The sequence below is a fragment of the Acinetobacter sp. YH12068_T genome, assembly GCF_024606005.1.
Classification (GTDB): Bacteria; Pseudomonadota; Gammaproteobacteria; order Pseudomonadales; family Moraxellaceae; genus Acinetobacter; species Acinetobacter amyesii.
Genome location: NZ_CP094555.1, coordinates 1,894,574 through 1,914,255, shown reverse-complemented (window position 1 = coordinate 1,914,255; position 19,682 = coordinate 1,894,574). Strand labels below are relative to the sequence as shown.

The 19,682-nt window shown below is 39.8% G+C and carries 21 protein-coding genes; 10 read left to right on the top strand and 11 right to left on the bottom strand.

Going from position 1 to position 19,682, the window contains the following annotated elements:
• Nucleotides 1–30: 30 nt before the first annotated feature.
• Both MST18_RS09250 and MST18_RS09245 read left to right on the top strand, forming a co-directional pair.
• A complete protein-coding gene (locus MST18_RS09250) occupies nt 31–1,098 on the top strand; it encodes a ferredoxin reductase (RefSeq protein WP_180133033.1) in 1,068 nt (355 codons plus the stop codon).
• 12 nt (nt 1,099–1,110) lie between these two features.
• On the top strand, nt 1,111–2,205 hold the full coding sequence (locus MST18_RS09245; protein ID WP_078193588.1) for an acyl-CoA desaturase: 1,095 nt from the start codon (nt 1,111–1,113) through the stop codon (nt 2,203–2,205).
• Nucleotides 2,206–2,289: 84 nt separating this feature from the next.
• On the opposite strand, the gene MST18_RS09240 is transcribed toward MST18_RS09245, so the two are convergent.
• The 3 genes from MST18_RS09240 to MST18_RS09230 form a co-directional block, all read right to left on the bottom strand.
• Entirely contained in the window at nt 2,290–2,493 is a 204-nt protein-coding gene (locus tag MST18_RS09240; protein ID WP_180003812.1) for a hypothetical protein, read from the bottom strand.
• A gap of 176 nt (nt 2,494–2,669) precedes the next feature.
• Complete coding sequence (locus tag MST18_RS09235; RefSeq protein WP_180088193.1) at nt 2,670–3,299, bottom strand: HAD-IB family hydrolase; 630 nt, start codon at nt 3,297–3,299, stop codon at nt 2,670–2,672.
• Nucleotides 3,266–4,471, bottom strand: a complete 1,206-nt coding sequence (locus MST18_RS09230; RefSeq protein ID WP_180133034.1) for a DUF1615 domain-containing protein — start codon at nt 4,469–4,471, stop codon at nt 3,266–3,268. Before MST18_RS09230 ends, MST18_RS09235 begins: the two co-directional genes overlap by 34 nt.
• Before the next feature lie 277 nt (nt 4,472–4,748).
• Here MST18_RS09230 and MST18_RS09225 point away from each other — a divergent pair, with 277 nt between their 5' ends.
• Both MST18_RS09225 and MST18_RS09220 read left to right on the top strand, forming a co-directional pair.
• Nucleotides 4,749–4,931, top strand: a complete 183-nt coding sequence (locus MST18_RS09225; RefSeq protein ID WP_078193584.1) for a hypothetical protein — start codon at nt 4,749–4,751, stop codon at nt 4,929–4,931.
• Nucleotides 4,932–5,048: 117 nt separating this feature from the next.
• Nucleotides 5,049–5,264, top strand: coding sequence for an acyl-CoA thioesterase (locus MST18_RS09220; RefSeq protein ID WP_257227505.1), 216 nt, complete (start codon nt 5,049–5,051; stop codon nt 5,262–5,264).
• Between the two features lie 91 nt (nt 5,265–5,355).
• Here MST18_RS09220 and MST18_RS09215 read toward each other — a convergent pair whose 3' ends face one another.
• Nucleotides 5,356–5,526 carry a hypothetical protein gene (locus MST18_RS09215; protein WP_180088197.1) on the bottom strand — a complete coding sequence of 57 codons (171 nt, stop codon included), beginning with the start codon at nt 5,524–5,526 and terminating at the stop codon, nt 5,356–5,358.
• Between the two features lie 312 nt (nt 5,527–5,838).
• A complete protein-coding gene (locus MST18_RS09210; RefSeq protein ID WP_180133035.1) occupies nt 5,839–6,213 on the bottom strand; it encodes a hypothetical protein in 375 nt (124 codons plus the stop codon).
• Nucleotides 6,214–6,714: 501 nt separating this feature from the next.
• Here MST18_RS09210 and dusB point away from each other — a divergent pair.
• A complete protein-coding gene (gene dusB / locus MST18_RS09205; protein ID WP_249679974.1) occupies nt 6,715–7,692 on the top strand; it encodes a tRNA dihydrouridine synthase DusB in 978 nt (325 codons plus the stop codon).
• Nucleotides 7,693–7,877: 185 nt separating this feature from the next.
• Here the strand turns inward: dusB and MST18_RS09200 are convergent, their stop codons facing one another.
• Nucleotides 7,878–8,921: a nitronate monooxygenase family protein gene (locus MST18_RS09200; RefSeq protein WP_180133036.1), complete on the bottom strand. Its 1,044-nt coding sequence runs from the start codon at nt 8,919–8,921 to the stop codon at nt 7,878–7,880.
• Nucleotides 8,922–9,135: 214 nt separating this feature from the next.
• Here MST18_RS09200 and MST18_RS09195 point away from each other — a divergent pair, with 214 nt between their 5' ends.
• From MST18_RS09195 to MST18_RS09185, 3 genes are all read left to right on the top strand, one after another.
• Entirely contained in the window at nt 9,136–10,395 is a 1,260-nt protein-coding gene (locus MST18_RS09195) for a putative DNA modification/repair radical SAM protein (protein WP_180133037.1), read from the top strand.
• A gap of 9 nt (nt 10,396–10,404) precedes the next feature.
• The gene (locus MST18_RS09190; RefSeq protein ID WP_180115206.1) at nt 10,405–11,184 is read left to right on the top strand and encodes a TIGR03915 family putative DNA repair protein; all 780 of its coding nucleotides are present in this window, start codon (nt 10,405–10,407) and stop codon (nt 11,182–11,184) included.
• Nucleotides 11,185–11,249: 65 nt separating this feature from the next.
• Nucleotides 11,250–11,771, top strand: coding sequence for a hypothetical protein (locus MST18_RS09185; RefSeq protein ID WP_180133038.1), 522 nt, complete (start codon nt 11,250–11,252; stop codon nt 11,769–11,771).
• Between the two features lie 38 nt (nt 11,772–11,809).
• Here MST18_RS09185 and MST18_RS09180 read toward each other — a convergent pair whose 3' ends face one another.
• From MST18_RS09180 to metK, 5 genes are all read right to left on the bottom strand, one after another.
• Entirely contained in the window at nt 11,810–13,021 is a 1,212-nt protein-coding gene (locus MST18_RS09180; RefSeq protein ID WP_180129443.1) for a YeeE/YedE family protein, read from the bottom strand.
• 135 nt (nt 13,022–13,156) lie between these two features.
• The gene (locus tag MST18_RS09175) at nt 13,157–13,858 is read right to left on the bottom strand and encodes a VIT family protein (protein ID WP_180133039.1); all 702 of its coding nucleotides are present in this window, start codon (nt 13,856–13,858) and stop codon (nt 13,157–13,159) included.
• A gap of 146 nt (nt 13,859–14,004) precedes the next feature.
• Complete coding sequence (locus MST18_RS09170) at nt 14,005–14,349, bottom strand: hypothetical protein (RefSeq protein ID WP_078193577.1); 345 nt, start codon at nt 14,347–14,349, stop codon at nt 14,005–14,007.
• A gap of 151 nt (nt 14,350–14,500) precedes the next feature.
• Nucleotides 14,501–14,941, bottom strand: a complete 441-nt coding sequence (locus tag MST18_RS09165) for an SMI1/KNR4 family protein (protein ID WP_180133040.1) — start codon at nt 14,939–14,941, stop codon at nt 14,501–14,503.
• 169 nt (nt 14,942–15,110) lie between these two features.
• Nucleotides 15,111–16,277 carry a methionine adenosyltransferase gene (gene metK / locus MST18_RS09160; RefSeq protein ID WP_078188779.1) on the bottom strand — a complete coding sequence of 389 codons (1,167 nt, stop codon included), beginning with the start codon at nt 16,275–16,277 and terminating at the stop codon, nt 15,111–15,113.
• Between the two features lie 445 nt (nt 16,278–16,722).
• Here metK and MST18_RS09155 point away from each other — a divergent pair, with 445 nt between their 5' ends.
• Both MST18_RS09155 and tkt read left to right on the top strand, forming a co-directional pair.
• Nucleotides 16,723–17,148, top strand: a complete 426-nt coding sequence (locus MST18_RS09155; RefSeq protein WP_180133041.1) for a pilin — start codon at nt 16,723–16,725, stop codon at nt 17,146–17,148.
• 461 nt (nt 17,149–17,609) lie between these two features.
• Nucleotides 17,610–19,598, top strand: a complete 1,989-nt coding sequence (gene tkt, locus MST18_RS09150; RefSeq protein ID WP_180133042.1) for a transketolase — start codon at nt 17,610–17,612, stop codon at nt 19,596–19,598.
• Nucleotides 19,599–19,682 lie beyond the last annotated feature (84 nt).

The window sequence follows — 19,682 nt, the reverse complement described above, 5'->3', positions numbered from 1 at the left end:
TTAAAAACCTCCCATGAGTTGTATTTGATTATGCATGTACTCGAAAAAGCAAAAAAGCCTTTAAACGCACTCAAAGACAGTGTTATAGACGTCAATGCGGTGAATTTCTGGTTGCAGAAATTTAATCCGTTATGGTCTGGTAATCAGGCACTCGGCAAAATTGTACAAAAAGAAAATGCAGCAAATGAGATGGTCAGCCTAACTATACAGGTGAACCGTTTGTTTAAAATGGGTGAAGCTGGTCAGCATCATCCTGTTTTTGCTCGTGTAAATGGGATCCGTTACGAACGTACTTATAGTTTGACTCAGTTAGATGATCAACACGTATTACTTAGCGTAAAAAAAGTGAATACGGGTATTGTGAGTACTTGGCTCGTAGAACAAGCGCAAGTGGGTGACATCTTAGAATTTGGTCAGCCTTTTGGTGATATGACTTTGGTGTCAAATTCTGCGCCGTTGCTACTATTGGCTGCGGGTAGTGGTATTACGCCAATGTTAAGTTTGTTGAAAGCGATGAGCAAAACTAAGCAAATTGCGGAGCAACCAATTCAGTTAATGTACTGGGTTAAGTATCACGATGATGCCGCATTCAAATTACGCTTCGAAGCTTTGGCAAATGAATATCCAAACTTTAAATTTCAAATTTTCTTTACCCAAGAAGAAGTTGCTGATCCACGATTAAATGCCGCTCACGCTGCTCAAATTGACGACATTGAGCACAGTACTGTGTTTGCATGTGGTCCATCGGGTTTCGTCACTCAGGCCGAAGCGTTATTTGATCATGCACAATGCTTTATGAGTGAAGCATTTAGCATGAGTCCAATTGCAACGGATGACATTGGCTTTGTGAATGTCACGCTTACGCAATCCAATAAAACCGTCAGTATTCCAAAAGGCCAATCAATTTTAGCCAGTCTTGAACAGCAAAATATCAAACCAAATCACGGTTGCCGTATGGGCATTTGTAATAAATGTGCCTGCAACAAAGTTGAAGGTTCGACTAAAAATATGGTCAATGGTAGCCAAAATAAAGAACCGGGTAATTTACTCAAAATTTGTGTGAACTCAGCACAGTCAGATCTCGTTATTGATTTATAAGGTAGAAAAAATATGAACATGCCTGTAAAAATTGAATATTTTAAAAATCCTAAAAACCGTGAGTTAACCCAATCGCAATTAGATGAACTTGCGCGTGAGCTTGACGCGATTAAGCAAGAAGTTTTAGATGACTTAGGTGAAAAGGATGCGAAATACATTCGCCGTGTGTATTCGACCATTCGATATTCATCTATGGCGGGTCGTGCATTATTGTTTGCAGGTTGGTTTCCGCCAGCATGGATTTTAGGCACAGGTCTTTTAGGTTTTGCCAAAATCATGGAAAACATGGAATTAGGTCATAATGTCATGCATGGTCAATATGACTGGATGAATGATCCTAAATTCAATGGTCAGACTTATGAATGGGATATCGTGGGTACTGCAGATAACTGGCGCCAAACTCACAATTTTAAACATCATACCTATACCAACATTAAAGGTATGGATGATGATATTGGTTATGGTCTCGTTCGTTTATTCCCAGAACAGCGTTGGAAGCCGGGCTATTTATTACAACCGATTTATAGCATTCCATTTTGCTTATTGTTCCAATGGGGTGTTGCCATTCAAAACCTTGAATTGGGTAAATACTTCAAAGGCCGTAAAACAAAACAGCAAACCAAAGAAGAATGGAAACCAATGCAAGCCAAAATAGGCAAGCAATTATTTAAAGACTATGTGTTCTTCCCGCTTATTGCAGGGCCTGCAGCATTACCTGTGCTTACAGGGAACCTCGTTGCGAATGGTCTTCGTAATATTTGGACATTTAGTATTATTTTCTGTGGTCACTTTACCAAAGATGTTGAAGTTTTCCCGAAAAAAGTACTTGAAAATGAAAGTCGTGGACATTGGTACATGCGTCAAATTCGTGGTTCTTCAAATCTTACCGGTTCAGAAGCATTTCATATTTTGACAGGGCATTTAAGCCATCAGATCGAACACCATTTATACCCAGATGTTCCTGCGCGTCGTTATCGTAAAATGGCGCCAAAAGTACAGGCCGTATGTGAAAAATATGGTTTGAACTATAACAACGCAAGCTTAGTGAAACAGTACGGCAGTGTACTAAAACGTATTGTGAAATATGCGTTTCCATTTAAAAAGTAATAAAAGCTGCACTTGAGTGACTGGATTAAAAAAGCCATGCATTTGCATGGCTTTTTTATATTAACTTTGGGGAAAATATTTATTTCAATTTTTGATATGTAATTTGAGGATCTTAATCAAATTCATATAATTTCCTTTTTTAGCCATACGAATGACCAATTCAATTTCTTCTTTCGTCCACATCTGGCGAGTGGCTGAGAAAGCAAATTGAGCAAGGAGTACAAATGGATTTTCGCCAAATTTAATATGGAGGCCTTTGACATATTTCGGTGGATTGAATTGATTCATATTCTTTTCCCGCTTTTAATATTTGACCGCATTATTTCTAATTAATGAGAAAAATAGCACACTATAAAGTCAAAATAAAAGCAGAATTTTCAAAATTTAATCATATATTAGAGCGACTTAAATTTAAGTTTGTGATTGTTAACTTTGATTAATAAACCAAACTAAATCACTCGACTTTAGTCGAGTTCCGGTAGGCGCTTATCCTGTCCATTCATGAAATGGTGGGTGGCCAATTCGAACATAGCGAGGTCTTCATCGCTATTTCCATAGGCATAAACATACTCGTAGTCTTGAAGGTTAAATTGCTCCAAAACGCGAATTTTCTTTTGCTCACCACTACAGTCTAAGGTTTCATATAAACCAGTCAGTTTTTGGTTATTGGTTGCAGTTTCAGTACAGATCAGTTTGACCCCGAGCTTTTTGGCCACAGGTTTAAGATATAAATCGACGGATGCAGAAACCAATACGACTTCATGACCGCGTTTTTGGTGTTGCTGTAATTGTTCATACAGTGAAGGATTGAGTTCTGCCATCAAATGTTCAGCATATTGCGCTGCTTGATTTAAAATGTGCTCATGATTGGCTTGGCTAAACATTGCGGCATATAGGCGAGGACGCATTGCATGTGCAGGATATAGCTTGAGATAATAGCCTTGAATCCAAGGGAGAATTTTAATCCCTTGGCGCACGATATGCCTTTTAGGCAGGGAATAGAAGATGAACCCTGTAAAACTGTCTTTATTACACAGGGTTCCGTCAAAATCAAATAAGGCTAAAGTTTTAGGTTTTTGATGCGGCGCATGCATGTTTGATAACGTCCATCGACTCGTGTGGCAAACCAATTGGTATTGTAATCACGGCTTAATTTTGGCCCCGAAATTACGACTTCAGGCATCATGGCGTAAAACGGTTCTTTACCAGTCTTTTCTTGGTACAACTTTTTGACCGCTTTATACGTCAAAGTATCTTCAAAGTCCTGATCTTTTTCTTTTTTAAGATCTGAACGAATTTGACGTGGCGTCGCGATCACATTGTTTTCTGCAAAAACTGCAATCAGCGCGGTTTCAGACTGACTTTTTACTGAACGTGGAGAACCATCTTTATTATAAAGTAAGAGGTCACCATCTAAGCCGAGCTCAGCAGGGGTTAAGTCATTCAACATGCTCTGGAATGCTGCATTACGACTCGAATAACGACCAGAGTTATAATCTGCAAAACGATAAATCGGTTTGTCATATTCAGCCGGGTACATCATTAAACGGTGAATGCCATAATACAAACCGCCATATTGGCTATACATATCTGTACGTAGTGCCGCAATATTTCCACCTTGGCGCTTATGGTCTTTAGCATAGCCTATATGGACCTGCATCGAACCTAAAGTGGTAATGGGGTTGAGCTTTTCACCAATATCTTGTCCAACCAATTTCGCCGCGCCTGTTAACGCACTCACGTGATAGTGTTTAGACATATAGTCAAAAATTTCACGATATAGCTCGTCTAGCTCACGTTCAGTTTTAACACGGCGCATTTGGCTGAGATAGTTATCTTCTGGACTCGGTTGATTTTTCAACACATCTTGGAAATAGCCAGCGACTGTACCACCGATGCCATCACCCAATTTATCTTTAAACTTTTCTTCAAGACGATCTTGAACTTCTTTAACGGCTTTTTCACCGAGTCCCGGCACATGTGGGTCAGCAACAAAATTGGACTCTTGATCGACCACAGCAACAATCGTACAGACATTTTCTTTCGTGGTCGGAATACCGAGCTGATCACTAATGTCGTAGATATCATTGGCCCATGACAGACGATCATTCACGCGAGGTGGAATGGCTTTTTTAATCTGTTCCGCTTCCATAGTGGGTTCATCTTTGCTCCACCATGAACCATTACCACAGGCAGTCAAGCCAATGGATAAAGCCAGTACAGAAAGGGATTTAAAGCATAATGTGGTCGAAAAAGTTTTGTTCATATTTTCCAATAAACTCAGCCATATGGGGGCGACAAAGCAGGAGCAGTATACTATGCAAAATACATAAGTAATGAATAAATATGTATATGCCTCATAGGGGACTGTCAATCTATTTATGGAGATCTACGCGTCTAAAAACAAGCAGTTCGGTCAGGATGATTGGAAAAAGAATGCTTTTTGAGCTAAATAGATGAATATTCCAATATCATTTTCAACAGATTATAAAAAATGAAGGTATATACTAGCTGAAATCCATAATTTTTTAAGGGGGATTGTTATGCCTGCTAAATTTTTCAGTCGTTTCTTAGGTTTGATTGCGTTAGTTATGGTATTGGGGGCAATCGTTATAAACTTTGTTGTGGCTAAACCAATGGTGGAATATTGGATCTTACTCTTACTACCTTGTTTTGCAGTTCCAATTTTAACCTCAGTGATGATCACAAAGGATGAAAATCTTTAACATCATCGTTCAGTAAATTTATATTTCAATCCAATAGATGATGAATACTCAGTCTGTGCTAAAAAAAGCTCACATCGGGTGGGCTTTTTTGTGAATTAACCAAAAGTCTTTTATACTATGCAAATGAGAAGGTCAAAACATCAGCAAAAATTAACAGCTTCAAAAGTTATTTGGTCAACTGAACAAGATGCCGAGTTGATCGAACATGCAGACTTAGCAATGCCTGAGTTAATCCAGCGCTTGGGATTTTGTGAAGAAGATATTTTGCAAAGAAAAGAAATATTAGGTTTAAACCGGCGGGCACGTCAAATTCAACGTTTATATTTTAAATAATTGAAATCAAATTCATTGAAAGCTGCGACAGATCTAAAATGTCTGTGAATTTAAAAACCCACAAACTGTGGGTTTTTAAATGTTTACTGAATTATTTTGCAACGGCTTCAGAAGCAGAGGCTACTTCAGTCGCGTCCTGAGCAACTTCCGTTGTTTGAACTTCAGATGCAGCAGCTTCAACTTTTTGTTCTTCAGCAGCAAATGTAGTTGCAGCCGCCGTAGAGATAAGTGCAGCAAAAAGTGCTTTATTTAAAGTTTTCATGATTCAATCTTCAGTCTATTTTTGGAAAAAACAACTTAATGTATTAATCATGAGAAACGTGTAATTAAAATAGATTGTTCTGTGTCCAAATTGTGAATTTCAACGAAAAAATTATTAAAATAAATCAGTATTTTGAAGTCTATCACAAAATAATATGTGCCATTCAATTGCCGTTTATTATTTGAAAGCTTTAAAAAGAAAAACCCGAATAAATCGGGAAGTATATTTTACGTTGTTATTACAGCGAAACTTACCCACTTTTCGCTTAATTACAATTTATCGCACAATTATGACGCCATGATGAAACGGAGGTTATTCAGCAGGGCATTCAATTTTGAGTTTTTCTTTGTAATAGTCCTGTGCAATCTTCAAATCATTCAACATTTTATCTTGAGTATAGTCTTGGGCTGCGAGTTTGAGCATGGCAGGCATGTAGTTAGTTTTATATTCATGAGGGTAGTCATGACATAAGACTTGTGTTTTTTCCTTGATCGATATGCTTGGGGCATCTAAAACATCAAGGTATTGACTGATTTGCGCATCTGACTGCTCAAATTGTTGAGTCGCTTGTTCCGTTGTTAAATCAGCGTTTTGGCTTTCAGCTGCAGCTACCTCGTCATTCGGTTGTTGGCAGGCAGTCAGAAAAGTAGCGAAAAATATAAAAGAGAGAATTTTCAATTTTTTCATAAAGTTCAACTCACTCGTGTGAATTTATAGATTTAAGTTTTCAATCATTTTAGTAGTATCCCTCTATAGTAACACCTGTACAGGCAGATCTGCTGAAAGTCTGATGTTGAATCGATAGTGTGTGAACTACATGGCTGATGCATAAGTTTCAACGACTCTTAAGCAAAAGCGTAGAAATTTTTGTTTGGAATTACTAAACTATCGCATTGCAAATTTGCCGTCCAATTCCGAAGCTTCAAATTCCTCAATTCAATCGTTGAGCAATGTTGATATTCATTGTCATCATTCAATTGCATAATCATTGCCATGAAACGTTTTTACGCTCAACTGATTTTGCGAACATAGATTTGAATTTAGCATTGTAAAAGTGGCTTGGAAGATTTCGAATGTGGTTCAGGCATCATTTGCTAAATATAGCTAGAGGTTAAAACATTGAGTCAACATCCTGTCATTCAAGAATTATTCGATCGTCCCATCGAGAGAAAACTGTGGGTGGCACCTATGGCAGGGGTTACAGATCGCCCATTTCGTACACTTTGCAAATATTTTGGCGCAGGTCATGCTGTCAGTGAAATGATGACGGCAGATAAAACGCTACGCATGAGTAAAAAGAGTCTTTATCGTGCCAATTTTGATGGTGAGATAGCACCTATCTCAGCTCAAATTGCAGGGTCAGATCCAGCTGAGCTGGCTGAAGCTGCGCGCTATCAGGTAGCAAATGGTGCGCAAATTGTCGACATTAATATGGGATGTCCGGCGAAGAAAGTCTGTAATAAATTGGCAGGTTCTGCGCTGCTCAAAGATGAAGACTTGGTGGCTCGCATTTTAGATGCTGTGGTTGATGCAGTTGATGTGCCCGTGACCTTAAAAACCCGTTTGGGCTATCTCAATGGTCATGAAAACATTATGCGCGTTGCGAAACGCGCCGAAGAAGCTGGCATTGCTGCATTGGCACTTCATGGTCGTACACGTGAAGATATGTATCTGAATACGGCGCGTTATAGCTTAATTAAAGATGTGAAATCGTTGATCAATATTCCTGTGATTGCCAATGGTGATATTGATACACCTGAAAAAGCTAAATATGTATTGGATTATACCGGTGCCGATGCAGTCATGATTGGTCGTGCAGCTCAAGGTCGCCCATGGATATTCCGTGAAATAGGACATTACCTGACGACAGGTGAGCATATGGCGGCGCCAAGTATTATGGAGGTTCGTGACGTATTGCTTGGACATTTGTCTGAATTATATGGTTTTTATGGTGAATATTCAGGTTGTCGAATTTCACGCAAACATATTGCTTGGTACACCAAAGGTTTACGTTCTAGTAATGAGTTCCGCCAAAATATGTATAAAGTTGAATCTACAGCAGATCAATATAAAGTCGTCGAGAACTATTTTAATCACTTACTCGATCATGGTCAGATCATGAGTGATGTTCAAGTTGATCAGGTCAACTTGCTTGAAACCAAATAACTGAAAACCAAACGAAATATGTTCAATTCGATACAATGTAGGTCGATATTTAAGTTAGTTAGATTTATTGAAATAGATTAAAACTAATTTATTTTAAATGATTTGAAATCAGTATCTAATAAAAAGCCCTCGTTTTAGAGGGCTTTTTTAGGCATTCATGTTTGAATGACGCGTAGAGCTAAGTTTTAGTTGAAGCGCATTTCTAAAACCAATTGATTGATCAAGTCAGGTGCTTCCAATTCACGTATTTGAGAGACGTTGGTTCCCGCCCAAAAAGCACCATATTCATGTACACCATGCTTGCTAGCAGCGGCATGTAATTGTTTGCCTAAATCATAGCTATATGGGTAAGCCGGGACGGTCGGGCGAGTCGGTGTGTCAATATCTGTGTGCCAGTTATTGATAATGCCACGAGCAGGGCGGCCTGAAATACTTGATGTAATCTGCGTGATGGGTGCATCAAATAATGCTTTGCGATAAGCTTCATTTGCATTTGATGTTTTGCATTGCACAAAAGCAGTGCCCAATTGAACAGCATCTGCACCCAACTCCATAATTTGATAGGCCTGATGTCCATTCATAATACCACCAGCCGCAACGATTGGACATTGAATATGGCGTTTCAAGAGCTGAACCAAGTCACGTGTCTTAACGCTACTATCAAAGTTTTCATTGAAAATGCCACGGTGACCACCAGCTTCAATACCTTGAGCAATCACGATATCAATGCCTGCAGCTTCGATCAGTTTAGCTTCTGCTAAGTTGGTTGCAGAAACTAGAGTCAAAATACCCGCTTGTTTCAAGGCTTGGATTTGATGTGGATGTGGAATACCAAAATGGAAGCTTACCGCTTTAGGGCGCGTTTCCAGTAAGAGGTTTAGAAAATGGTCATTATCTTTAAAGCTTGGATAAATACAGTTCAGTGCTTCTGGAGCTTCTGCATTATATTGAGCAAAGCGTGATTTAAATTGCATGATCCATTTGGCAGCAACTTGTTCATCGAGTTCTACTGTGTCATGACAAAAAAAATTGACCTGAAAAGGTTGTTCAGTGAGTTCTTGAGTTTGTAATATTTGTTGACGTGCATTCTCAACACTGCTTGCACCTAAACCCAGTGAACCAAGTCCACCTTGATTTGACACTTCTGCAGCAAGTTCAGGTGTAGAAACACCTGCCATTGGGGCAAGAAATATAGGGTGTTTGATGCCAAGTTTTTCTAATAAAGTCATGTGCATACTCCAATCACTCTAAATACTTTGCCCAAGCGAGTGAAATTAAGCAAATAATATTCGTTATTTCATATCAAAATGGTCTTATGCTTACACGAAAGTTGTACTTGAAATTAAGCGACACCTCGTGTCGTAGTAATGATGTATGACCCGACTTTTGAGGTGGATCCTTTTAAAATAATGCTGTGTTCACTTTAAATTTTATAATTCTTCCATGTCTGAACGTATCCGTGAAAAACTGCAAATTTTAGCCGATGCTGCCAAATATGATGTCTCATGTTCTTCGAGTGGTAGTAAGCGCCAAAATAAAGACAAAGGTCTGGGTAATACTGGAAACGGTATTTGCCATAGCTATACCGAAGATGGTCGCTGCGTTTCGTTATTAAAAATTCTATTTTCCAATGTCTGTATTTTTGACTGCGCATATTGTGTGTCCCGTCGAAGTAACGACGTAAAGCGCGCAGCATTTACGGTACAGGAAGTGGTCGATTTGACTATGAATTTTTATCGTCGGAACTATATTGAGGGGCTATTTTTAAGTTCGGGGATTTTTAAATCGGCGGATTACACCATGGAACGTATGTTGCAGGTGGTAAAAAAACTGCGTTTAGAAGAAAATTTTAATGGTTATATTCATCTGAAGACCATTCCGGGGGCATCTCAGGAAATCATTACCGAAGCAGGTTTATATGTTGACCGTATGAGCATTAATTTGGAAATGCCGACAGAAGATGGTTTAAAAAAATTTGCACCTGAAAAAAGTCATGTCGAAGTCCAAAAAGACTTAGGTATTGTGCGAGATCGTTTGATTCAATTTAAAGATGAACGAAAAATAATACGTACAGTCCCCAAATTTGTACCCGCAGGACAAACGACGCAAATGGTGGTGGGCGCACATCAAGAGTCTGACCGTGATGTCATACTGATGGCAGACCGTCATTACAAAGAGTTTAAGCTCAAGCGTGTGTATTATTCGGGTTATATTCCAATTAACGAAGAGGAGCGTGCGCTGCCAGCTGTGGGGTCTGCGCCACCTTTATTACGAGAAAATCGGCTGTATCAAAGTGACTGGTTAATGCGTTTTTATGGATTTGAAGCGACAGAGTTGGTCGATGAAGAACGTCCAAATTTAGAATTGGATATTGACCCTAAATTAGCGTGGGCACTGCGTCATCCCGAGCAATTTCCCGTGGATATCAATCGTGCTGAATATCAAATGATCTTACGTGTGCCGGGCATCGGTGTGCGTTCTGCTAAAAAAATTGTTCAAGCACGACGTTTTGGTAAAATTCATATCGACCAATTAAAACGTATGGGTATTTCCTACAACAGAGCACAACATTTTATACGCTGTGAAGATTCACCTAAATTTATTCGTGAACAACAGCCTCATCAAATAAGACAGCAGATTTTGCAAAGTGGCCAGTCGAAATATACGCAGCAAATTTCTCCACAATTGAACTTCGGTTTTTAGGATACAGTCGTGAGTATTTATGTCTTTGATGGCACGATGACAGGATTGTTAAGCTGTGTTTTTCGGGCCTTTCAATTTAAGCAATTTGACGTTCAGATTTGTACAGATGGGCAAGTGCAGGCAGGTCTTTTCGCCGAAGTCATTGATGTGGCTAGTCACGATGAACAAGCACAGCGGGTATGGCAAGGATTAAAGCTTAAAGCATCTGAAAGTGCTTTGAAGCAGTTTTATTATGCGTTTTTATCCGAGCAGCAGCAGGCTTTTCAGCATTGTTTTAATTTTGCGATTTATGTGTTCCAGCAACAGCGTGATGTGTCTAAAAACTATGGTCATGCTGATGTATTAGGGATGAGTCAGTGGGCGAAGCAAGTGGGGCGTGAAAAGCACCGAATGGAAGCTTTTGTGCGCTTTAAAAAATGTCAGGATGGCTTGTTTATCAGTTTAGTCTCACCTGACTTTAATGTATTGCCTTTGATCGAACGGCATTTTAAATCACGCTATCAAGATCAACGTTGGCTGATTTACGATGAAAAACGCAATTATGGCATTTATTATGATTTAAAACAGGTGCATCAAGTGGATATGGATGCCACAACCATAGATAGGCAAATACAATCAGGCCATAGTCAATCCTTTAATATCGAACTGGATGATGATGAGGTTTTATATGATCAGCTTTGGAAAGATTATTTTAGAAGTGTCAATATTGAAGCCCGACGTAATATGAAATTACATGTGCAGTATGTGCCACGTCGTTATTGGCGTTATATGAATGAGAAAGCGATTTAAGTGTGAATCATCTAGTTGTTTTCGGGCATAATGATCGAGCTTTTGATTGTTTAAGTGAGACTTTGATGAAATTATTTCTTGTTACAACCGTTCTGACGGCAATGACGCTCACGGCGTGTTCTGCAAATGAACAAGAAAAGAAAACATTCAATCCGCAAAGTTATCAAGTTGCCGATACAGCGGGATTACAACAACGCTTTGAACAATTAAATCAAACTCTAGCAGCCGATTTTAGTCAACTAAAAAAAGTAGAAAGTATGGCTTTTTCAGATCAATCCGCTTTAGATGTTCAGAACTTAAAAACTTTAAATCAGCATTTTGTTGCTAATACCGCTTTAAAAAGCTCCAAAATTGCCTATTGCGAAGTAATGAATCATTATTTTTCTGAAATGTATCATCTCGGACATGTGAACTTAGCCTTGGTGAAAGACGTTAAACTGCCAAATGCCGCAAACGAAGATTTGAGTCAGGTATTTGCGAATGCAGACCAATTTTATGATTTTATTATCAACCGCTATACCACATATAAACAGGCACAAGAAACCATGCAATATGGTTGTAATCTAAAAGCCGCACTAGCAGATTAAAAAAAAGCCCCTCAATGAGGGGCTTTTATTTACAGAAATTAGCAGCCTGTTAACTTTTCCGGTTGTGGACGTTCGCCAGGGAAGAAGATTGGACGTAGTTTGACGCCAATACCGTTCCCAATGAAGGCAAATACTAACCATAACCAACCGTGTAAACTACCTGAAGCAATACCGCTGAAATACGCACCAATGTTACAGCCGTATGCTAAACGTGCGCCGTAACCCAACATCAAACCACCGATCACAGCCGCTAGCAGTGAACGTTTTGGGATATTAAAGTTTGGTGCAAATTTACCAGCTAGGCTTGCTGCGAGTAAGGCACCGAGCATGATGCCGAAATTCATCATCGACGTGATATCAAACCATAATGATTCGGTGAGTGCTTTGGCATTTGCAGGTTGCTGCCAATATGCCCAAGATGCAACATCAATCCCCATAACACTTGCTGATTTTGCGGCCCAAACGGCTAAGGCAGAGGTCACGCCCCAAGGACGGCCTGCAAGTGCGAGTGTGGCAAAGTTCAGTAAAGTTAGGATAATTCCGCCCCAAACCAATGGCCATGGTCCACGTAGAAAACGTTTCCAGCCGTGTTGCATTGCTTGCGGCTCAACCTCAAGCTGACCATGGCGTTTCTTTTCAAAGTAAACTGTTGCTGCGGCAATCAATATAAAGAGCACAAAGTTTAATGCCAGTGCAGGGACTACACCAAAGCTTTTGACTAAAGAAATCGGCTCAAAGTGGGGAAGGTCAAACCACCATTGAATATGTGAAGTTGCAATCAGTGAACCTGTACAGAAGAAGATCAGCGTTACAATCATACGTGCGCTACCTGCGCCCACAGTGTACAGAGTGCCTGATGCACAGCCGCCGCCAAGTTGCATACCAATACCAAAAATAAAGGCACCGATCATCACGGACATTGAAACAGGATTAACGTTACCTTTGACTGGGTTGCCAAATAGTTCACCCGCACCTAAAGCTGGGAAGAAGAGCAGTACAGCCAAAGCCAACATGATCATTTGTGCACGCAAGCCACGACCACGACGTTCTTTAATGAATACACGCCAACTCGAGGTAAAACCAAAAGACGCATGATAAAGCGTCATACCCAAAGCACCACCAATTAAAAATAGCAATGCTTGGTTAACGCCTACAACGAGATAAGCACCAAGGGTACCTAAAATTAATAAAACAAAAGCCACCCAAATCGATACATTTGATCGATTGGCTGGCGCAGCAATAACAGACATGGAGAAAAAAGCTTAAAAAATGTATCTCTATTTTACGGTTTTTATATATTGTAAAAATGAATATTGTTGAAAAATCACACAATCATTGCTGTGTATAATTGATTTAATATATATAAAAAACTGATAAATCGAGCGTTAAACTGGATTTACATTAAATAAAGAACCAATCCAGCTAGAAAAAAGCATGGCTGCAATGCCCCAAAGCGCAACACGTATACTGCCTTTCAACATAGAAGTGCCTGCTGCATAACTAGCTAAGGCACCGAGGAGTGCTAGGGAAATCACGCCAACGGCCATAACAGTTTTTTCAATATGCATGTCAGCACTGATCAAGATCGCAACCATCGGAAATATTGCACCAATTGAAAAGGCTAAAGCCGATGATAGCGCTGCTTGAACGGGTTTTGCTGCGGTATTGTCATGGATTCCAATTTCATCTCGGGCGTGGGCTTCAAGTGCATCATGTGCAGTTAATTGGACTGCGACTTCATGGGCCAGTGTTGGCTCTAAACCACGTTGAATATAAATTTGGGTAAGTTCTTTAAGTTCTAGCTCAGGGTTCTTTTGCAGTTCTTTATGCTCCATGTGAAGATCTGCTTTTTCGACGTCTTCTTGAGATTTCACAGAGATATATTCGCCCGCCGCCATAGAGGTTGCACCAGAGATGAGTCCTGCAATGCAGGTAATGAGTAAGGTATGGCTAGAAGCACCACTTGCAGCCATGCCCATAATTAAACTAGTGACGGAGATAATGCCATCATTTGCACCGAGTACAGATGCACGTAGCCAACCCGTACGTTCCATAAAATGTTTTTCGGCATGATGTGAGTAAGACATTATTTTCTCTAAGTTTGTTATTTATATGACCTCATAAGATTGACCTGACATCGGTTAAATTTCAAGTTAAAAATAGATTGAAACAGTAAGTTGAATAAAATACAGATATAAAAAAAGCACCCGAAGGTGCTTTTTTTATAAAATGCTTATTGCTGCGCTTTTTCTTTCACGTCAGCTGCACCTTGTTCAACAGCACCTGCTGTTGCAGCAGTTGCGTCTTTAGCTGCTTCTTTGGCATTGTGTGCAGCAGCTTCAGCATTTTCTGCAGCATTTTCGGCTGCTGTCGCAGTTGCAGTTGCAGCATTATCAACAGCAGTCGCTGTAGCAGTTGCCGCATCTGAAGTTGCATCAGCGATGTCATGGCCTGCTTGGTCAGCAGCGTTTTCTAAGTGTTCACCAGTTGTTGCACCTGTTTCTGGCGCTTTGTCTTTATTACAGCCAACAAGTGCAACAGTTGCAGCCAAACCTAAAGCAACAAGTAATTTATTCATTTTGATCTTTCCTTTTTTTGTTATGCCCGTAGCATGGGCTGAATTTATATTAGCTGAAAAAATATTCAAAAATCGATCAAAAATTGTTGATTTAGTGTAATTTTATCTAGCTTATTTTGTAGTTTGAAAGGCTTTATATCTGCTTATGGCGTTAAGGGTTTTGAGTAAATAATTCTTCAATTGAGTTAACAAGTAGATAGAGAAATTCACTGTCTTCATGGCGCCATAAATATATTTCTTCCCCCAATTGTGTGTCGTCTACCGTACGCAGCAATAAATAATCGCCATCGCCGTTATGTGCAATAGCAATGCTGTTTTCAGGGAAGTCTTCAATTTCACTTATGGATTGATGTTCTGCGGCTAGATGATTCGTTGTACGTTTTATTCTTTTCACATCGCTGGTGTCATGGAAAGGAAAAAGCCACCAAGCTTCGATGTCATCACCATCTTTAAATTCATCCGCACTAGAAAAGCTAATGCCGAATTCGCCACCATTTTCAATTTGCATTTTGGCTTTATATTTTTCTGGAAACTTAAATCCTAATTGTTCTTCAGTTGCAGTAATAAATTTTAAGTCTAATGGAAAGGGCATGATGTTGTTCTTAAATTATTTTGGTGTTTTATGAATAAGCTAGGCGTAAATTTTAGTCAATATTTTTTACACTCGTTATTTTTATCCTAGATGTTTTAGTTATGGACATACGGGCCATAAAAAAGCCTGCAATCAATGCAGGCTTTTTTGGGAAATTAATCTATTAAGATTAAAGACCAGCAGATGCTTTAAGCGCTTCCACTTTGTCAGTTTTTTCCCATGTAAATGCGGTATCAGAACCTTCACGACCGAAGTGACCATACGCAGCAGTTTGTTGGTACATCGGTTGGATCAAGTTCAACATACGAGTAATACCGTATGGACGTAAGTCAAAGTGTTCACGTACAAGTGCAATAATCAAATCTTCAGATACTTTTGCAGTATTGAATGTGTTGATCGAGATAGATGTTGGTTCTGCAACACCAATCGCATATGACACTTGAATTTCACATTTGTCAGCTAGACCAGCAGCCACAATGTTTTTAGCAACATAACGGCCTGCATAAGCAGCAGAACGGTCCACTTTTGATGGATCTTTACCAGAGAACGCACCACCACCGTGACGAGCCATACCACCGTAAGTATCTACAATGATTTTACGGCCTGTTAAACCACAGTCACCTACAGGGCCGCCAATCACGAACATACCTGTTGGGTTGATGTGGAATTTAGTGTCTGCATGGAACATTTCAGCAGGAATCACTTTTTTCACGATTTCTTCAATTACCGCTTCTTTCAATTGAGCTTGAGTAATTTTTGGATCGTGCTGAGTCGAAAGTACAACTGCGTCTAAACGAACTGGCATGCCGTTTTCATAAGCAAATGTTACTTGGCTTTTTGCATCAGGACGTAACCAAGCAAGTTTGCCTTGTTTACGTAGTTCAGCTTGTTTTTCCATTAAGCGATGCGCATATGAAATAGGTGCTGGCATAAGCACATCAGTTTCACGGCTTGCATATCCAAACATTAAACCTTGGTCGCCTGCACCTTGATCTTCAGGTTTTTGACGGTCTACACCTTGAGCAATTTCAGGTGATTGTTTACCGATCATGTTGATCACAGCACAAGTTGAACCATCAAAGCCAAGATCTGAATGATGGTATCCGATACCATTTACGGTATTACGAACAATCGCTTCAAAGTCAACATTTGCAGTTGTTGTGATTTCACCGGCAAGTACAACCGCACCCGTTTTTACAAGCGTTTCACAAGCAACCCGTGCATATGGGTCTTCTTTTAAGATTGCATCCAAAATAGCATCACTGATTTGGTCAGCCATTTTATCCGGATGGCCTTCGCTTACAGATTCCGAGGTAAATACAGCGTACTCGCGCATAAGTCCTATCACAGTTAAATTTAAAGACGCAATATGTTACATCGAGAAAGCGTTTAGGACTAGCTTAACATGACCAAATTGGATGAAATTAATTCATTTCAATGACTTTTTAATTGATATAGGCATCTAAAAAATTGATATGAGCTATGGATTTATCAATTTAATTTTTTATGATGAGATAAAATTAAGATATTTTTGTTTTGGCACAAGCAACAATGTGATTAGGCGTTAAAATGCCTAAAGTGGCATTTTAAGTGAATCAATTATAAGAAAAAATCAAATCAATATCCTGAGATTTATCAATAATGAATGTCATGAACTGCCAGAATATGACTGTAAACGACAATTATTCGTTTAATTTGAAAAATAAAACACAAAAAGTACGCGCTTTTGAGACTTGGTACGCAAATTGCCTATTTGTCATTACGTTGAATGGGGAAACGTAATGAAACAGTCTGGTTTTACACTCATTGAAATCATGATGGTAGTGGCAATTATCGGCATTTTGGCTGCAATTGCTACTGTATCTTACAATGGCTATGTCGCTCGGGCGCAAGTAGCTGAAGTATTAACAATGATTTCACCCTATAAATTGAAACTGATTGAAAATTATTCAGAGGAACAAAGCTGTGTAGATTTGAATACAGCGCTGAATGAAAGTATCAGTACCAAGTTTATTGCAAGTAGTGAAATTACTGATGTGGCAGGAACGTGTTCAGTGGTTTTTACGTTTAAATCAACAGATGTCAATTTTGCTCTTCGCTCAAAGCAGATTTATTTTAATATTCCAGATGGTTTAAATGGTGCTTGGAATTGTCAATCGGATGATATTTCGCAGCGAAACTTACCTGCTACATGTCGTGGTATATAAATATTGAATGTGAAACCGTGAGTATATTGGATCAGTGCTGATTTCACAGGGATGAGTATGCTCTTAGAGTTTCACAAACATTCATAGGTTCTTTATTGAATATATTTCATATTTCTAATGGTCATTTATCTGGATCGTCTTTGGCTGCTATTTATATTCACAATTTCCATTCGATGTATTGGACTTTTATCAATTACGAAGCGTTTGCTTTCGCCACTAAACTCTAAATATGCATTGCGCTGTCATTGATTCGCCATATAAAAGCGTCACTGTATACAAAATAAACGACATGCATAGGCTTGAAATTGTGCAATAAGCGCCCAAAATACAGGTGGTGCAGGAATAATTAGCGAAAATTTGCCCCTGAGGCTTTACCCATTCCGCTTTTTTTAAGACAATATGCGCATCTTTGAATTCTTATTCATCTTACTCTTTTAAACCATTTGTTTGGACTCTGACCTATGACAACCCCGCTTAACGATCGTCGTCTTGCAAACGCAATTCGTGTATTGGCAATGGATGCTGTGCAAAAAGCAAATTCAGGACATCCAGGTGCTCCAATGGGGATGGCAGATATTGCTGATGTGGTATGGCGTGAATTCCTCAACCACAACCCTGCAAACCCACAATGGGCAAACCGTGACCGTTTCGTATTGTCAAACGGCCATGGCTCTATGTTGCAATATGCGCTATTGCACTTAACAGGTTATGACCTGTCTATTGAAGATTTGAAATCATTCCGTCAATTGCATTCTAAAACGCCAGGTCACCCAGAATTGGGCTATGCACCGGGTATCGAAACAACGACTGGTCCATTGGGTCAAGGTATTGCGAACGCTGTAGGTTTTGCACTTGCTGAAAAAACTTTAGCGGCTCAATTCAACAAAGAAGACATTACGGTTGTAGATCACAACACTTACTGTTTCTTAGGTGATGGCTGTTTAATGGAAGGTGTTTCTCACGAAGCATGTTCATTGGCTGGTACTTTGGGTCTGGGTAAATTAGTTGTTTACTACGATGACAACGGCATTTCAATTGATGGTGAAGTAGAAGGTTGGTTCTCTGACGACACAGAACAGCGTTTCTTGGCATACGGCTGGCAAGTACTTAAAGTGGACGGCCATGATGCAGACGCAATCCGTGCGGCAACTGTTGAAGCAAAAGCTGAAACTGCGAAACCAACCTTAATTATCTGTAAAACTATTATTGGTTTAGGTTCACCAAACAAACAAGGTAAAGAAGACTGCCACGGTGCGCCGCTTGGTAATGATGAAATCGCTTTAACTCGTGAAGCTTTGGGCTGGACAGAAGGTCCATTTGAAATTCCTGCTGATGTTTATGCAGCTTGGGATGCAAAAGCCAAAGGTACTGCTTCTGAATCTGCTTGGAACGACACATTTGCTGCTTATGCTGCTAAATATCCAGCAGAAGCAGCTGAACTAAAACGTCGTCTTTCTGGTGACCTTCCTGCTGACTTCGCAGCAAAAGCGGATGCTTATATTGCTGAAGTAAATGCTAAAGCTGAAACAATCGCTACTCGTAAAGCGAGCCAAAATGCCATTCAAGCATTTGCACCACAGCTTCCAGAAATTCTAGGTGGTTCTGCTGACCTTGCAGGCTCTAACCTGACTTTATGGAAAGGCGCAGAAGGCGTTGAATCTAACCCAGCGGGTAACTACGTTCATTACGGCGTACGTGAATTCGGTATGACTGCGATTGCTAACGGTGTAGCGCTGCATGGCGGATTCGTTCCTTATGTAGCAACATTCTTAATGTTCATGGAATATGCGCGTAATGCAGTACGTATGTCTGCATTGATGAAACAGCGTGTAATTCATGTGTATACCCATGACTCAATTGGTCTAGGTGAAGATGGTCCTACACACCAACCTGTAGAGCAAATTGCATCTTTACGTGGTACACCAAACCTAAACACTTGGCGTCCATGTGACACTGTAGAAGCGTCTATTTCTTGGAAATCTGCGCTGCTTCGTTCAGAAGGCCCTACAGCGTTAATCTTCTCTCGTCAAAACTTGCCATTCCAAACTCGTACAGCAGATCAAATTGCTGACGTTGCGAAAGGCGGTTATGTACTTGCAAAAGAAAAAGGCGAATTGAAAGCAATCATCATTGCGACTGGTTCAGAAGTTTCATTGGCAATGGATGCTTATGCACAGCTTGAGGGTGTACGTGTTGTTTCTATGCCATGTGCTGAAGAATTCGTAAAACAAGACGCTGCTTACCGTGAAGCGGTTCTTCCTGCTGCGATCCGTGCGCGTGTTGCTGTTGAAGCTGCGCATGTGGACTACTGGTGGAAATTTGTAGGTCTTGATGGTCGTGTAATCGGTATGACGACTTACGGTGAATCTGCTCCAGCAAAAGACTTGTACCAACACTTTGGTATTACTGCTGATGCTGTTGTTGCTGCTGTGAAAGAAATTACCGCTTAATCTGTAAAGATTAACCGTAATAAAGACGCCCCAGAAAAGGGGCGTTTTTTATTGCAGAGATTAAATTTATTTTAAATTGTGAAA

Bases quoted from the DNA above. Each gene is read 5' to 3' on its own strand.
- MST18_RS09250 (WP_180133033.1), top strand. From the start codon at position 31: ATGCATGTACTCGAAAAAGCAAAAAAGCCTTTAAACGCACTCAAAGAC.
- MST18_RS09245 (WP_078193588.1), top strand. From the start codon at position 1,111: ATGAACATGCCTGTAAAAATTGAATATTTTAAAAATCCTAAAAACCGT.
- MST18_RS09240 (WP_180003812.1), bottom strand. From the start codon at position 2,493: ATGAATCAATTCAATCCACCGAAATATGTCAAAGGCCTCCATATTAAA.
- MST18_RS09235 (WP_180088193.1), bottom strand. From the start codon at position 3,299: ATGCATGCGCCGCATCAAAAACCTAAAACTTTAGCCTTATTTGATTTT.
- MST18_RS09230 (WP_180133034.1), bottom strand. From the start codon at position 4,471: ATGAACAAAACTTTTTCGACCACATTATGCTTTAAATCCCTTTCTGTA.
- MST18_RS09225 (WP_078193584.1), top strand. From the start codon at position 4,749: ATGCCTGCTAAATTTTTCAGTCGTTTCTTAGGTTTGATTGCGTTAGTT.
- MST18_RS09220 (WP_257227505.1), top strand. From the start codon at position 5,049: ATGCAAATGAGAAGGTCAAAACATCAGCAAAAATTAACAGCTTCAAAA.
- MST18_RS09215 (WP_180088197.1), bottom strand. From the start codon at position 5,526: ATGAAAACTTTAAATAAAGCACTTTTTGCTGCACTTATCTCTACGGCG.
- MST18_RS09210 (WP_180133035.1), bottom strand. From the start codon at position 6,213: ATGAAAAAATTGAAAATTCTCTCTTTTATATTTTTCGCTACTTTTCTG.
- dusB (WP_249679974.1), top strand. From the start codon at position 6,715: ATGGCAGGGGTTACAGATCGCCCATTTCGTACACTTTGCAAATATTTT.
- MST18_RS09200 (WP_180133036.1), bottom strand. From the start codon at position 8,921: ATGACTTTATTAGAAAAACTTGGCATCAAACACCCTATATTTCTTGCC.
- MST18_RS09195 (WP_180133037.1), top strand. From the start codon at position 9,136: ATGTCTGAACGTATCCGTGAAAAACTGCAAATTTTAGCCGATGCTGCC.
- MST18_RS09185 (WP_180133038.1), top strand. From the start codon at position 11,250: ATGAAATTATTTCTTGTTACAACCGTTCTGACGGCAATGACGCTCACG.
- MST18_RS09180 (WP_180129443.1), bottom strand. From the start codon at position 13,021: ATGTCTGTTATTGCTGCGCCAGCCAATCGATCAAATGTATCGATTTGG.
- MST18_RS09175 (WP_180133039.1), bottom strand. From the start codon at position 13,858: ATGTCTTACTCACATCATGCCGAAAAACATTTTATGGAACGTACGGGT.
- MST18_RS09170 (WP_078193577.1), bottom strand. From the start codon at position 14,349: ATGAATAAATTACTTGTTGCTTTAGGTTTGGCTGCAACTGTTGCACTT.
- MST18_RS09165 (WP_180133040.1), bottom strand. From the start codon at position 14,941: ATGCCCTTTCCATTAGACTTAAAATTTATTACTGCAACTGAAGAACAA.
- metK (WP_078188779.1), bottom strand. From the start codon at position 16,277: ATGCGCGAGTACGCTGTATTTACCTCGGAATCTGTAAGCGAAGGCCAT.
- MST18_RS09155 (WP_180133041.1), top strand. From the start codon at position 16,723: ATGAAACAGTCTGGTTTTACACTCATTGAAATCATGATGGTAGTGGCA.
- tkt (WP_180133042.1), top strand. From the start codon at position 17,610: ATGACAACCCCGCTTAACGATCGTCGTCTTGCAAACGCAATTCGTGTA.